Genomic DNA, 14350 nt, shown 5'->3' with positions numbered 1-14350 from the left:
GCAGGCGGTGCGGGCCCGCTTTTCCGGCCCAAGCCGCATGGTGGCCGCGGCCCGTTTCTGAAACCGTCGCATCCGGGGTATCCAAGGCAAGCGATACAACCGGCTGCGACGAGACTCGGGAGCGATGGTGGACACTCAACCTGGACGCAAGACGCCCGCGCCGGAGACCGCCGCGCTGCGCCGGCGGTTCCTGATGACGGTGATGGTGGCCGCTCTGGTCTGGGGCGGCCTGATGACCATCCCCGCGCAGATGGGCTGGGTGCCTCTGGGCCCGGCGCAAACCACCAACAATTCCCTCTTCCTGGTCTTGAACTGCGTCCTGATCGTCATCCTCTGGCGCCGCCCGGGCAGTTTCCTGCCGGTGGCGCTGATCTATTTTCCCGCCGGCTTCCTCTATATCGCCGCGGCGCAGTTCAACGTGCACGAGGACCCGCTGCGCATGCTGCTGTTCTATCCGGCGGTGGGGGCAATCTTCCTGATCCTCGGCGGGCTCGCGGCGTGGATCGCCATCCTGGCGGCGCTGGCCGTCTTCGCGGCGGCAGTGACCAGCGGCGATATCCAGGTGACGCCGCTGGCGGCGAGCACCTTCGTCATCACCTTGTGCGTCACCGGCCTGTTCTTCCACGCCTTCCGCGCCCAGGCGATCAACGCCCTCAACACCATCTCCGCCCAGAATGCCGCCCTGGATGCGGCTGCCCGGCAGGACCACCTGACCCATCTGCTGAACCTGCGGGCGTTCCGCGAAACCATGCAGGGGCATGTGGCCCACGGCCATAACCACCACGCCTTCTGTGTCGCCTTCGTGGATGTGGACCACTTCAAGGCCATCAACGACCGCCACGGCCATGCGGGGGGCGATGCGGTGCTGGTGGCGGTGGCCCGCACCCTGACCGGCGCGGTGCGGGTGCAGGATGTGGTGGCGCGCATCGGCGGCGAGGAATTCGCCATCCTGCTGCCGAACACTCCCCTGCCCGAGGCCCTGGCCATCGCCGAGCGGCTGCGGGCCGCGGTTGAGGCCATGCGGGTGGAGATCGCCGCCGAGACCCTGGCGGTCACCGTGTCCGTCGGCCTGGAGACGTCCCGCGCCCCATTGGCCACGGTGGACGACATGCTCCAGGCCGCCGACGCCGCCATGTACCGGGCCAAGGAAGACGGCCGCAACCGGGTGGTGGTGGCGTCGCGGGCCGCGCCCGCCTTGCTCTGAGCGCCGCCGCGGCGGGGCATCCCATGCGCCGCGGTCCGGGGCTCAGATGTCCGGTGTCCAGGGGGTCATGCGCAGGATGTTGCCGCCCAATTGGGCAAAGGCGCGCTGGCGACAGGAGAACACGATGATCTGCTGGTTGCTGGCCTGGCGGTGCAGCGCGTCGAACATCCGCTCGATGCGGTCGTCGTCGGAATAGACCAGGGCATCGTCCAGGATCACCGGCGCCGGCTCGCCGTCGCGGGCCAGCAGCCGGGCGAAGGCCAGCCGGGTGAGGATGGCCAGTTGCTCGCGCATGCCGCCGCTGAGCACGCCCACCGGCTCCTCCACGCCGTTGCGACGCACGGTGGAGGGCAGCAGCGTCTTCTCGTTGAAGGTGACCGCCGCATCCTCGAACAACAGGCCGAGCAGCGGGCGCAGCTCGCCCATCACCGGGGCGAAATAATGATCGCGCGCCGCGCCGCGGGCCGCCTCCAGAGCATCGCGCAGGCGGATGAGCAGCGCCACCTCGCGCTCCAGCTCGGCGACCCGCGTGTGCGCCGCCGCCAACTGGTCCTGCGCCTCCTGCCACGCCTCCTCCACGGCGGCATCCGCGCGGGTGCGGATCTGGCCGTTCAGTTCCGCCGCCTCCTCGCGCAGGCGCGCGATCTCCTGCATCGCCCCATCGCGGACCGAACGCATGCGCCGCATCTTCGCCTCGGCGCCGGCCAGATCCATCGCCCCCGCGCGCAAGCCGTCCACCCGTGCCTGCGCCGCCGCGAATGCCTGTTCGGCCGCTTCGAACGCCGCCGCCAGGGCGGCCATCTGCGCCGGCCGCCCCTCCTCCGCCCCCAGCACGCCGGCCAAGGCGGACAGGCCCGAGGCGATGGTGGCCAAGGCGCGCTCCGCCTCCACCACCGCCTGATGGGTGGCGTCGCGCACCACCTGCGCCTCGCGGGCTGCATGGCGCGATTGGATGACGCCGGCCTCCGCCCGCGCCAGGGCGCCGCGCACCGCGTCGGGATCGCCCTTGAGCTCGGTCGGCCCGTGGCTCTGGGCCTCCAGCCGGGCGATGGCCTCCTGCAAGGCGGGAAGGCCATTCGGCGCCAGCAAGGCGAGGCGCTGCCTGGCCAGGTCGAGGCGGGCGTTCAACGCGCGCACCGCCTCCTCACGCCGGCGCGCCGCATCCAGGCTCTCGACGCCCAGTTTCGCCAGCAATGCGCTGCGCCGGGCCTCGGCGGCGGCCAGTTCGTCCTGGCCGTAGCGGCCCGGCGGCAAGGTCAGGGTCAGCCGGCCGACGCCGGCAATGTCCAGGGCGGTGCTGCCGGTCAAAGGGCGTTCCGCGCCGTCGGCCAAGGGGGTGCCGTCGATGCCGATGGCGGCGAGAACGCCCGCATCATAGTCGATCCGCAGCACCGGGACCCTTGCGGCGATCACCGCCCGCAGATTGGCCAGTTCGCCTTCCAGCGTCTCCAATTGCTTCAGGCCCTGGGGCGGCAGGGCCTGCGCCTTCAGCTCGGCGGCGATGGTCTCCACCTCCGCCCGTCCGGCCTCGGCCTTGGCATAAGCGTCGGTGAGGCCGGCCAGATGGGCGGCGGCCTCACGCGCCTGCAGCGCCTTTTCCAGGCGGGTCAGCAGATCGCGGGTCTCCCGTTCGTCGCGCTCGGCGGCATCCACGGCGGCGGCGGCCGCCTGGCCGGCAGCGGCCAGATCCCGCTGCCGGGCCAGCGCCCCGTCGCGGGCGTGGGTGCGCGCCGCGGCCTGCTCCCGCAGCACGCCGAACCGGGCGAGATTTGTCCCATAGCCATCCACCGCCTGCTGGGCGCTGTCGCGGCGATTGCGGGCCAGCGCCGCCTCCACCTCGGCGGTCTTCAAGGCCTCGCCATGGGCCTTGGCTGCGGCAAAGGCGGCTTCCGCCAGGGCCAGATCGCTCTGGCGCGCCGCCTGCTGCTCGGGATTTTCCAATTCCGCCAGCCGGGCGCGCAGGGCGCGGCGCCGATCCAGCGCCAGGCGCAGGTCGCGCACCTCGACCGCGAGCGCGGCTTCGCCGGCCAGCAGCCGGTCGCGCTCCTCCACCGCCTGGGCATAGGGGCCGCCGGCCTTGGGGCGCCCGGTGGCGGTCACCAAGCGGGAGAGCTCCTCGCCGCACGCCGCCACCGCCTGGGCCATGCGACGGCCGCCGGTGAGCGATTCCACTTCGCCCTGCACCGAGGTGAGGACGGTCTCGCGGGCCAGCTTCTCCTCTTCCTCGTCGCCCTTGGCACTGCGCTCGATGCCGGTGAGGCCCTGGCGCACCCACAGCAGACCCGCCGGCCCCGCGGTGCCGCCCTGGACCAGGGCGCCGATGAAGCGCTCGGCCTCGTCGGCCTGCGCCACCAGCCGCCCGGTGCCCAGATCGCGCACCATGGCGCGCTTGCCGCCATAGAATTGCTTGGTCAGGCGGAAGGCGCCGGCGGCGGTGACGATGTCCGCCTCCACCAGCGGATTGCCGCCGCTATAGGGCCGCAGCGCCTTCACCGCATGGGGCGTGCCGGTGTGGGGCTGGAAGAACAAAGCGTGCAACGCATCGAAGCAGGTGGACTTGCCGAACTCATTGACGGCGCAGAGCACATTGACCCCCGCGCCGATGTTCTCAACGGCGATGCCCACGCCGCCGAAGCGGCGCACATTGTGCAGGCGCAGCGCGGTCAGCTTCATGACGGCATCGCCTCGCAATAGGAGAACAGCCGCACCAGCGCATCCCGTGCGGTCTGGCGCGCATCGTCGGACCGGCTCTCGTCGCGACTTTCGGCCAGCAGCTGGTCTGCGGCCTGGCGCAGGGCGCCCATGCGGTCGATGGCGTCGAGGTCCTCGCTCTGGCAGTCGGTCATCAGCGCCTCGGTGTCGAAGCGCACATAAGCGAATTCCGGCGCCACCGCCGCCACCGCCGCCTCCAGGCCCGCCCGGGCCTGCGGCCGCAGGCGCCCGGAGGCGCGCACCTGAAGCAAGGTTTGCCGGCGGCCGCTGCCGGAGGGCAGATGGCGGGCGAATGTCCCGGCGGCATCGTCGCCGGAGAGCAGATCCAGCGGCAGGATGCGCCAGTCGAACAGGCCGGTCTCCACCGGCACCACATCGGGCAGGACGCCGGGGGCGGTGAGCGTCACCAGCAGCGCCCGGCCCGGCCCCTCATGCTTGAAGCGGTCCGGCTCCGGCGCGCCGCTGTACCAGGAGCGGGCATTGACCGGCATCTGGCCGTGCCAGTCGCCCAGCGCCAGATAATCCAGCCCGGCGCGCACGGCCCTGTCCGGGGCGAGGATGTCGAGGCCGGCGCCGTCCTCGGAAAAGCTCTGGATGGCGCCATGGGCGAGGCCGATGCGCAGGGCGCCCTCCGCCGTCTCCGCCCGGTCCATCCAGTCGGTGAGGTCGCGGCCCGGACGGCGGGTGGTGCACGGCGCCGGCAGCAGCATGACGCCCGGCGCCAGGGTGATGGGGGCCGGCTCCGTCGCCAGCAGCACATTGTCCGGCAGGGCGGCGCGGGCCGCCGACCACAGTTCGTCGGCCTGGAGCGAATCATGGTTGCCCGGCAGGATCACCCAGCGCAGCGGCGCGTGCCCGGCCATGGCGGCCAGCGCCTGGCGCAAGATGGTGGGGCTCGGGGTCTCGGTGTCGAAACAATCCCCGGCCAGCAGGATGGTGCCCGCGTGACCGGCCCGCGCCTGCGCCGCCAGCCGGTCCAGCACCGTGTGGCGCGCCTCGCGCAGGCGGCCGCGCAGATCCTCCGGCAGGGTGCCGAAGGGCTTGCCGATATGCAGGTCCGAACTGTGGAGGAAGCGGAACATGACACCTCGAACGCGATCGACCCCGGCGTCCGCCCCGGGGAGAGCGGGCCGCAGCCCCTGCCGCATCGCGGCGCCCGGCGCGGGGCCGGGCGCGGACGCCGGGTGAACCTAATGCATCATCGAGCCCGTCGCCACGGGTCCGTGCGCGCGGCCGGCGGGATCGGCCCGCGCGTCCGCGCCACCGCGTCGATCATCGCCATCCACCACCGGCCCCCGCACCGGAGGATGGGCGCCGGCCGCCTGGGCCGTTCCCCGGAGGCGCGCTCTTGCTCGCGTCGCAACCCGGCGGCCGCGCCATGCGGCGAACCGGCCCGCTCCACCGCCGCCACCGCCGCCCAAGCGCGTGTCGGCCGCACCGAGAGCTATTCGCAGGCATTGAGCGCCAGCACCGCAACCAGATTCATGATGCACCGCAGCACACAACAAACATCGGCGGGAGATATCAGGAGCTCCGGCCGCCTTATACGCTCAAGATCTCTTCCCGAGGACTACAACCCGGCATATACATCGGAGACATAAGACAGCACAACGCTGGAGATAGGGGGAGGACATGAAACATGCCGACGGGGCACACAAATGATGACCCGGACGAACCGGGATATGTTTCAACCGGCCATCTGCCATCAGGAGACCTGGTCGAGCGCCTGATCCAGGACGCCTATCAGCGCTTCAAATCGAACACGGACGGCGAGAACTCGCAGGTTTACCCTGCCCTCGCCCGCGTCCCGGCTGATCTGTTCGGCATCTGCGTGGTGGGCACGACGGGCAATGTCTATTCCGCCGGCGCGGTGGATCATCCCTTCACCATCATGAGCGTGTCCAAGCCGTTCATCTTCGCCCTGGTCTGCCAGTTGATCGGCCCCAAGGCGGCGCGCGCCAAGCTCGGCGCCAACAGCACGGGCCGCCCCTTCAATTCGCTCGCCGCCGTCGAGTTGAGCCCCGGGGGGATCACCAATCCCATGGTGAATGCCGGAGCCATCGCCACCACCAGCCTGGTGCCCGGCGCCACGGAGGATGAGAAGTGGGCCTTCATTCACCAAGGCCTGTCGCGGTTCGCCGGGCGTGAGCTGCCGCTCAATGAAGAAGTCTATGCCTCCGCATCGCAGACCAACTTCCGCAATCGCAGCATCGCGCGCCTGCTGCAGAGCATGGGGCGCATCTATAGCGACCCCAAGGAAGCCACCGACCTCTATACACGCCAGTGCTCCCTCAATGTCAGCGCCCGCGATCTGGCGGTGATGGGGGCCACCCTGGCGGACGGCGGCGTCAATCCCATCACCAGGGAGCGGGTGGTCGATCCGCAGATCTGCCACTACGCTCTGGCGGTCATGACGACGGCGGGCCTGTATGAGACCTCCGGCGACTGGCTCTATGACATCGGCCTGCCGGGCAAGAGCGGCATCGGCGGCGGCATCGTCACCGTATCCCCGGGCAAGGGCGGCCTCGGCACCTTCGCGCCGCCGCTCGACGCGGCCGGAAACAGCGTCAAAGGCCAGTTGACCGCGCAATATCTGTCGCAGCGCCTCGGCATGGATCTGTTCGTCTCGAAGCCGGACGTCTGAGCGGAACACGCCTGAACCAAGAATAATCTCGAGGAGAGGCCCATGACCACCACCACAGCGGGGCATCCGTCTTCCGCCGATGCCAGAGAGTCCTGGGTGCCGATGATCGCCATCGCGCTTGGGCAGGTCCTCATGTCCTTCAACGTGGCCTCGCTCCCCGTGGCCATGGGCGGCATGGTGGCGAGCTTCAACGTGCCGCCGACCACGGTGGCCACCGGCATCGTCATGTATTCCATGCTGGTGGCCGGCTTCGTGATGCTGGGGGCCAAGCTCAATCAGCGCTATGGCGCGGTGCGCGTGTTCCGCGCGGTGGTGCTGCTGTTCGGCGTGGCGCAGATCCTGATGACCTTCAGTCCCAATGCCACCATGATGATCACCGCCCAAGGCCTGTCCGGGGCAGCGGGCGCGGCGCTGGTGCCCTCGCTGGTGGCCCTGATCGCCGAGAACTATCGCGGCGCGCAGCAAGCCACCGCGCTGGGCGCGCTCGGCTCGGCCCGCGCCGGCGCGGGCGTCGCCGCCTTCCTGATCGGCGGCATCCTCGGCACCTTCATCGGCTGGCGGCCGGTGTTCGGCATCCTCATCGTGCTGTCGGTCATCGTGTTCGTGCTGAGCTTCCGCCTGAAGCGCGACGCAGGCCGACCGGAGGTGCAGATCGACTTTGCCGGCGTCATCCTGGCCGCGGTCGCCATCATCTGCATCAGCTTCGGCTTCAACAATCTCAACCGCTGGGGCCTGGCGATCGCCACCCCGGGGGCGCCGTTCAACCTCGCCGGCTTTTCACCGGCGCCGGTGCTGATCGTCATCGGCATCATGGTGGGATTTGCCTTCGTCACCTGGACCCACGGGCGCCAGCGGGCGGGCAAGACCCCGCTCCTGGCGCTGCAGGTGATCGACAACCCGCAGGAGCGGGCGGCGGTCTATGCCATGTTCTGCGTCGTCGCTCTTGAGGCGATGCTCAACTTCTCGGTGCCGCTCTACATTCAGATCGTGCAGGGCCGCTCGGCGCTGGCCACCGCCATCGCCATGTTGCCGTTCAACCTGACGGTGTTCTTCGCCGCCATGCTGATCGTGAAAGCCTATCCCCGGTTCACGCCGCGGCAGATCGGCCAGGCGGGCTTTGCGCTGTGCACCATCGCGCTGCTGTGGCTGGCCTTCGTGGTGCGCAACGACTGGAGCGCCGGCCCGGTCCTGATCGGCCTTGTGCTGTTCGGCATCGGCCAGGGCTCATTGGTGACCTTGCTGTTCAACGTGCTGGTCACCGCCTCGCCGAAGGAACTGGCCGGCGACGTTGGCTCCCTGCGGGGCACCACCAACAATCTTGCGGCGGCGGTGGGCACCGCGGTGGCGGGGGCCCTGCTGGTGGGGCTGCTCAGTTCACTCATCCTCGGCAGCCTCGCGGCCAACCCCAAGCTGCCGCCGGAGCTGCAGGCGCAGGTCAATCTGGACGGCATCAACTTCGTCAGCAATGACCGGCTGCAGAGCGTGATGGCCGCCACCACCGCCCAGGCGGAAGAGGCCTTGCGGGTGAATACGGAGGCGCGGCTGCGGGCATTGAAGATCGGCCTGATGATCATGTCCGCCGTGGCTCTGCTGGCGATCATTCCGACCAGCCGGCTGCCGAACTACATTCCGGGGGACATTCCCAACCCGTCCCCGGTGGGTGGGCGCAAACAGACCCCATAAGCGCCGCCCTCCCCGCCACCGGCGGTGACACGCCGTGAATGCCGCCCGCTTCAACGGCCGGCAGTCACGGCCTCTGGCCTGATTTCGGGCAGATGGCGGCGGGCACGCAGGCAGCCTCCTTCGCGGATGCCGTCCGATCCCGGCACATCCCACATGAGACCGAACGCGCGCACGTGAGCCGCGTGCATGAGACCGAAACCCGCAGACCGCACTCCGCGCCGCGCCGTTGCGGCGCGTGCGGCCCGCAGGTTCAGACATCGCCCTGATCGCGGTCGCGGACGCTGAGGCGTGTGGCGTGGGGCACATGGCCCTTTCGGTGCGCGGCACATTCGATCGCGCGCGCGACACTCCGTCGAGCCTGCGCGCTGTCGTCCCACGTGACGCGCAGGAAAGACAGCATTTTGAAGGGAAAGTGGCGGAGACGGAGTCTGCCGAATTGAAGTCTGCCCATGTTTGATGTCGTGCGACTACATGCTGCATTATCAACGGCTTATGGCAGATTCGTTGTCCGACATTGTCGCTTGAAAGCTTGCTAGATCTGACGCAGAATGTGGGGTGAAATGTGGGGTCTGAATTGGGCGGATGAAAAAGCGTGGTAGGCACCCGGACAAAGCGCTGACTGCTTTGCAGGTGCGTCAGATGAAGATCCCAGGCCGTTATCCGGATGGCAATGGCCTCTATCTGGAAGTCGACAAGAACGGATCAAAGCGGTGGCTGCTGCGGATTGTCGTGCAGGGGCGGCGACGTGACATGGGGCTAGGCGGTGTTACCCTTGTCAGCCTGGCCGAGGCACGAGAGAAGGCTTTGGTCCATCGCCGGATGGCACGGGAGGGCGGCGACCCCTTGGCGGAAAGGCGCAAGGCGGTCCTGGTGATGCCCACCTTCGCCGAAGCGGCCGAGCGGGTGCATGCCGAACATGCTCCATCGTGGAAGAACCCGAAGCATGCGGCGCAGTGGCTGACCACCTTGAAAACCTATGCCTTCCCCGAGGTTGGCAGCCTCCGCATCGATGCGATCGGAACGCCGCAACTGCTCCGCGTTCTTTCGCCGGTCTGGCTCACCAAGCCGGAGACGGCCCGTCGACTCAAACAGCGCCTGGGCACCGTGTTCGACTGGGCTAAAGCTTCCGGGTTTCGCACGGGGGACAATCCCATCGAGGGGGTCGAGCGCGGGTTGCCGAAGCAGGGCAATCAGAAGGAGCACCACGCCGCACTTCCTTATGTAGACGTTCCCGCGTTCATTGCCCGTCTGCGCGCGACTGACGCAGGTTTGCCCACGCGTCTGGCCTTCGAATTCCTGATCCTGACCGCCGCTCGGACAGGCGAGGTGATCGGCGCAGAATGGAGCGAGATCGATTTCACCGAGAAGGTTTGGATTGTGCCGGCCTCGCGTATGAAGGCCAAGCGCGTCCACCGCGTGCCGCTCTCAGTGCGATGCATCGAGATTCTCCAAGAGGCCAGCCAATTGGGAAACCAAGGCTACATTTTTCCAGGTCGTTCGCCCGACAAGCCAATATCGAACATGGCATTCTTGATGGTGCTACGGCGAATGAAGCTGGAGATCACCGCGCATGGGTTTCGGTCGGCCTTTCGGGATTGGGCAGCCGAGGCGACGAGCCATCCCCGCGATGTGTGCGAGATGGCATTGGCCCACACGATAGAGAGCAAGGTCGAAGCCGCCTACCGGCGTGGTGACCTGTTCGAAAAACGCCGCAGCTTGATGAATGATTGGTGTGCGTATTTGGAGAGTTAGATGCATATTAAAGAACTGAGGCGCAGGCTAGAAGTTAAATCAATGATGGTTGGGATAGCCGTTTATCGGTTTGGAGACGAGGTTGGAAAAAGTTATACGATTGGATCGCCGGCATTTATTCGTGAATGTATTGCGAAGTGTAAGGATGAGCTATCTAAAGATGGCGGTCTTTTAGATGAAATATCGGAGAATCCCGATAAATTCACATATGATATTCACTCTGATGTGCGTGCTGGATATTGGGCAAACCTCGCGACATGGAGCAGCACCGAAGCAGCGCATTTGGCGATTGGTCGAGATCCGGGGAGCCGTTCCCCGTTAAAGGAGACCGATATGTCAACAATTAAAGAATTTAAACAGATAACAAAAAGATTTAAATCCGTGAATAAAAGGGCATCTGCCCGCGATATATATGAACATTTGCGCAACTTTGACGCGGAATTTCCTAAGGAACTTTCAGAAAAATTCAATTCAATTTTCAGGAATAACCCAAAAAATAGATATGACAGACTGTATAATAATTTACATAATGAAATTATTGATGATGGGAAATATAAGGCGACCATATTTAGTATTATATACGCGCTTGGAAATGTTCCATACAAATATACACCAGATAAAAACAACGAGGCGGCGTCCAAAATTTCGTCGATGACAGAAGATGTGGGGATGTATGTCAGCGTGCCTACGATCCGAAAGCAGCTAAAGGCCGTCCACGACTTCCACCAGAATTATCTAAAACGTTCTAAGGCCTAGTCGAAAGATTGGGGGTGGAAAGGTCGAATTCGGCCTTTCCCATCTCAGTTGGCGCGCCAGCTATTTGAAACGGGCCGGTCAATTCCGACCACCCGGAGCTTCAGCATGCCCTCCACCCCCACCACCCTCCTGCGTTTGCGGGAGGTTCTCAAACGGGTGCCCGTTTCCCGCAGCACCTGGTACGCCGGCGTTGCTCAAGGGCGTTTCCCGCGCCCCGTCCGCCTCGGCGCACGTTCTGTCGCCTGGCGTGCGTCTGACATCGACTCCCTCGTGCAGATGGGGGTTGCATGATGCGCAAGCCTCTTTGCCCCCCTTTCAACGTCGACCAAGCTGCCCGCCGGAAGCGGATCAGGGCCGGCATGGTCGACCGCGACTTCCCCGACTTTGAGCCCTTGGACCTCGTTGCCAAGCAGCAGGCTCAGATGATGCGCCGCAACGCGCAATCTTCCGATTGCCGCTGGAGCGCGGTTGGGCAATGCACAGCGGACGACATTTGCCGGGAGCCGAACCGCTGCCAAGCCGCCTGCCTCCTCGGCAACTGGGCGAGCCGTGGGGACACGATCCTTGATGCGCACGACCAGTTGATGAGCCACAGCTCACAATTCCATCTTGTGACCGTGGTGAATTGGGGCTGGGCCCGCGACACTGGCAACCTGTACGACCTCAAGCCGCGCTCCATGCACCGATGGCTACAGCGCCGCATCCAACATCTGAAGGGAATCCGAGGAATCGCATGTGTGGAGGCCAGCCTCAACACGGTTGGTTCCATCGAACTCTGGCAAGGCGAAATCAACCTCGTTTCGACCGGCGCTTCCTATCAAGAGCTCAGCAAAGCATTGAAATTGTCGTCTTCGACGCCTGTTCCCAAACCGGTGATGATTAAGGCAATCCAACCCGGAGATTTGGCGCACGTCTTGGCATACATCACCAAGCCGTTGCCTGAGGGGCGCGTGGCCTACGAGGCCGATAACGGCCGGCAAGCGCAGCGCTATGTTCGTGTGCCGAGTGCGCATCTCCGCGAGCATGACGCGTGGCGCATGAGCATGCTGATGCGTGATCGCCTGCTTGTCATTGGTATGCGGCTTGCGCAGTCCGGCACAGAGAAATGTCGCTGAGCTAAGGGATAGAATCCCACGAAAGAGCGGTTGGTGGGCTCTGTAGACGCACCAACTGCCCCTTTCCCTTGAATTACTTGCCAAACTGCACACGCGTGCCACGTGCGCGCGTGCGCTCTCTCTTTGCCTATCCGGTGAGCCGCCAGTGGCTCACCTCCACAGGGGATTTCGCGATGACGCGCGCACCAAAGCCTTGGGTTCGCCCACTTCAGATTCACCAGAACATCGACACAGGAGGGTATTTCGTCAAAGTCGAGTTCGACAAGATCGGCGGCGGCATCGGCACCGTATCAATCGACCGGTCGCAGATGGATGACCCGCGCGGTGCGAAGCGCACGCTTGCGCAGCTCGGCGCCCGGATACCTCCGGATTGGCTCGAAGACCTCAAATCGGCCTTGGCCGTTGAGAGCTGCCAATTGGTGGCCACCACATCGGTCTCGGGCTGGCACGGGACGCATACATTTGTCTTGAAGGACTGCATTCTGGGTGAGCGTGGCAATCTACGACCCATCGCCCCGGAACTGCGCGCTACGCTATCGCGGGGGAAGATTGTCGCATGGAAGAATGGCCTCCGCAGTGCGTGCGCAGGTTCCAGCTATCTGGTCTTCACGCTTGCCGCGGGATTGGCGGGGCCGTTATTGCGCCCCATGGGATACGATGAGGGCGTAGTCTTCCACCTCTTCGGCCAAAGCTCCACCGGGAAAAGTCTTGCAACGATCGCGGCCCAATCCGTAATTGAAAAAGCCGGTCGTGAGCACCTGCGAACGTTCGATTTGACGCCCCGCGCACTGGAGGAGGATGCGGCAGCCTGCAACGATTCAATGCTGGTGGTCGATGAGGCGGGAAGAATGGAAGGGTCAGTGGCGCAGCGGCGTCAGGCTTTCCGAACGCTGGCCTTCAAGGTGGCTGGCGGCCAAGGAAAGAAGCGCTCCGCCAAAGCGACGGCGGACGGCGATCTGCGCAATGTTCAATATCTTGTCATCGGTCTCTCATCGGGCGAAGAGGCTCTCGAGGGCAGTGGCAACCTCCAGCGGAAAGAGGGCGAACAGGTCCGTCTCATAGGCATTCCGGTTCCCGCCCCGCATGATGGCGGAATCTTCGACTTGGAGGCCTCTCCGCCTGACCGTGCCCGACTGGCGCGGGAGGCCGAAGAGACGATAGCCGCTAATCACGGTGTCCCGATACGAAGGTTTGTGCGTGCGTTTCTGGCGGATGCGGACGGACCGGCAAAGGCCAAAGCCTTGGCGGATAAGTTCATACGGGCTGTCCTTCCTATTCAAACGCCGTTCGGCCAGCGCTTCGCGAAGAAATTTGCCGTGACCTATGCCGCGGCGATGCTGGCTGCCGACTATGGAATTGCGCCTTGGACCAAAAAGCACGCGGCGAAGGCTATTCGGAAAATCTACCGCGCCGCATGGCGAGAGGTGCGTCCTGTCGAATGTGAGGCAGATGAGTTTCTGGCCTGGCTGAACCGTAATGCCGGAAGTGACCGTCGCTTTCCGGTCATCGAGCCCGGGGACAAAATTGCCCCAAAACCCGCCACCCGCATCTATGGGATACGCCGGACCTTGCAGGGACGAATGGTTATCGCCGTGCTCCGCGAACGATTTTCCGATCTCGTCGCGAGAGGGGAGGCTGACGTGCTCGAGCTCCTTGAAACCCGAGGCATTCTGCTGCCAGGACGGGAGGTGCGGCTCTACGTGAGGCAGCTCCGCATCAAAGGTATGCCCACGGCAAAGGTTAACGTGCTGCTCTTCGATTTGGAGCGCATCATCGAGATCGGCGGTTCCATGCCGACAACTCAGCCTGAAAGCTGAGGTTCAACAACTTGCAATAGAAAATGGCGCCTCCTTGGGCGCGGCATCGTCCGGGCGCACCAGCACGCTGCCGGAGGAAGGGGGGATACAGAGAAACGGTATTGGCCGTTCGCGCGGTGGGCTCACGACCAAAGTTCATACCAGAGCGAATGCGGAGGGGCTTGCGGTCGGTTTCAGCGTGACACCCGGTCAGGCCTCGGAAATGACAGCCTATGGCGACCTCATGAACGAGGACGCGCCCGATCCCGTCGCCATGCTAGCCGACAAAGGCTATGACAGCGTCGCCATCTGGGACGACCTAGAAGGCCGGGGCATCGAGCCTGTTGTCCCGACCAAATCGAACCGCAAGGTCCCGCGCCCAGTCTGCCGGCAGACCTACGCCCATCGCAACCGCATCGAGCGCTTCTTCAACATGATCAAGCACTCACGCCGCGTCGCGACCCGTTACGACAAGCTCGCCTCCAGCTTCCTCGGCTTCGTCCAACTCGCCACAATCCGTATCTGGATCAGGTTCGTCCACACGACCTAGCACTCGCAGGCGAGTAGGCGAGTAGGCGCGAAGCCCAAGACTTATGGGCAGGACGCTTTGCTCATCGCGTTAACGCGTCGCTCCTGGTTGGCGCCAAGCGCCCACTTTTCGCGAATGCAGATTGCGCCTAGGTTGTGC

General features: G+C 65.3%; 10 protein-coding genes. 8 read left to right on the top strand and 2 right to left on the bottom strand.

Annotation, left to right across the window (positions count from 1 at the left end):
* Positions 1-127: 127 nt before the first annotated feature.
* Positions 128-1204: a diguanylate cyclase gene (locus AAG816_RS01740; RefSeq protein WP_341987617.1), complete on the top strand. Its 1077-nt coding sequence runs from the start codon at positions 128-130 to the stop codon at positions 1202-1204.
* A 42-nt stretch (positions 1205-1246) separates the two neighbouring features.
* On the opposite strand, the gene AAG816_RS01735 is transcribed toward AAG816_RS01740, so the two are convergent.
* Both AAG816_RS01735 and AAG816_RS01730 read right to left on the bottom strand, forming a co-directional pair.
* Positions 1247-3877, bottom strand: coding sequence for a DNA-binding protein (locus tag AAG816_RS01735; RefSeq protein WP_341987616.1), 2631 nt, complete (start codon positions 3875-3877; stop codon positions 1247-1249).
* Positions 3874-4998, bottom strand: coding sequence for a DNA repair exonuclease (locus AAG816_RS01730; RefSeq protein ID WP_341987614.1), 1125 nt, complete (start codon positions 4996-4998; stop codon positions 3874-3876). The genes AAG816_RS01735 and AAG816_RS01730 overlap by 4 nt, the downstream gene beginning before the upstream one ends.
* Positions 4999-5555: 557 nt before the next feature.
* Between AAG816_RS01730 and glsA the strand changes: the two genes are divergently transcribed.
* From glsA to AAG816_RS01695, 7 genes are all read left to right on the top strand, one after another.
* Positions 5556-6560, top strand: a complete 1005-nt coding sequence (gene glsA, locus AAG816_RS01725; protein WP_341987613.1) for a glutaminase A — start codon at positions 5556-5558, stop codon at positions 6558-6560.
* 42 nt (positions 6561-6602) lie between these two features.
* Complete coding sequence (locus AAG816_RS01720) at positions 6603-8243, top strand: MFS transporter (protein ID WP_341987612.1); 1641 nt, start codon at positions 6603-6605, stop codon at positions 8241-8243.
* 582 nt (positions 8244-8825) lie between these two features.
* A complete protein-coding gene (locus AAG816_RS01715) occupies positions 8826-9995 on the top strand; it encodes an integrase arm-type DNA-binding domain-containing protein (protein ID WP_341987611.1) in 1170 nt (389 codons plus the stop codon).
* Positions 9996-10751: a hypothetical protein gene (locus AAG816_RS01710; protein ID WP_341987610.1), complete on the top strand. Its 756-nt coding sequence runs from the start codon at positions 9996-9998 to the stop codon at positions 10749-10751.
* Positions 10752-11038: 287 nt separating this feature from the next.
* The gene (locus tag AAG816_RS01705) at positions 11039-11866 is read left to right on the top strand and encodes a hypothetical protein (RefSeq protein ID WP_341987609.1); all 828 of its coding nucleotides are present in this window, start codon (positions 11039-11041) and stop codon (positions 11864-11866) included.
* Between the two features lie 110 nt (positions 11867-11976).
* A complete protein-coding gene (locus tag AAG816_RS01700) occupies positions 11977-13683 on the top strand; it encodes a DUF927 domain-containing protein (protein ID WP_341987608.1) in 1707 nt (568 codons plus the stop codon).
* Between the two features lie 34 nt (positions 13684-13717).
* Positions 13718-14212 (top strand): IS5 family transposase, encoded by a 495-nt coding sequence (locus AAG816_RS01695; RefSeq protein ID WP_341987607.1) that lies wholly within the window; start codon positions 13718-13720, stop codon positions 14210-14212.
* The last annotated feature ends 138 nt before the right edge of the window (positions 14213-14350 follow it).

The sequence above is a fragment of the Azorhizobium sp. AG788 genome, from assembly GCF_943371865.1.
In the GTDB taxonomy this organism is placed as follows: domain Bacteria; phylum Pseudomonadota; class Alphaproteobacteria; order Rhizobiales; family Xanthobacteraceae; genus Azorhizobium.
The sequence above is the reverse complement of the archived record's forward strand: the minus strand, read 5'-3'. Positions and strand labels throughout refer to the sequence as shown.

Excerpts from the sequence above, each read along its gene's own strand:
- AAG816_RS01735 (WP_341987616.1), bottom strand. The coding sequence starts at position 3,877 with ATGAAGCTGACCGCGCTGCGCCTGCACAATGTGCGCCGCTTCGGCGGC.
- AAG816_RS01730 (WP_341987614.1), bottom strand. The coding sequence starts at position 4,998 with ATGTTCCGCTTCCTCCACAGTTCGGACCTGCATATCGGCAAGCCCTTC.
- glsA (WP_341987613.1), top strand. The coding sequence starts at position 5,556 with ATGCCGACGGGGCACACAAATGATGACCCGGACGAACCGGGATATGTT.
- AAG816_RS01720 (WP_341987612.1), top strand. The coding sequence starts at position 6,603 with ATGACCACCACCACAGCGGGGCATCCGTCTTCCGCCGATGCCAGAGAG.
- AAG816_RS01715 (WP_341987611.1), top strand. The coding sequence starts at position 8,826 with ATGAAAAAGCGTGGTAGGCACCCGGACAAAGCGCTGACTGCTTTGCAG.
- AAG816_RS01710 (WP_341987610.1), top strand. The coding sequence starts at position 9,996 with ATGCATATTAAAGAACTGAGGCGCAGGCTAGAAGTTAAATCAATGATG.
- AAG816_RS01705 (WP_341987609.1), top strand. The coding sequence starts at position 11,039 with ATGATGCGCAAGCCTCTTTGCCCCCCTTTCAACGTCGACCAAGCTGCC.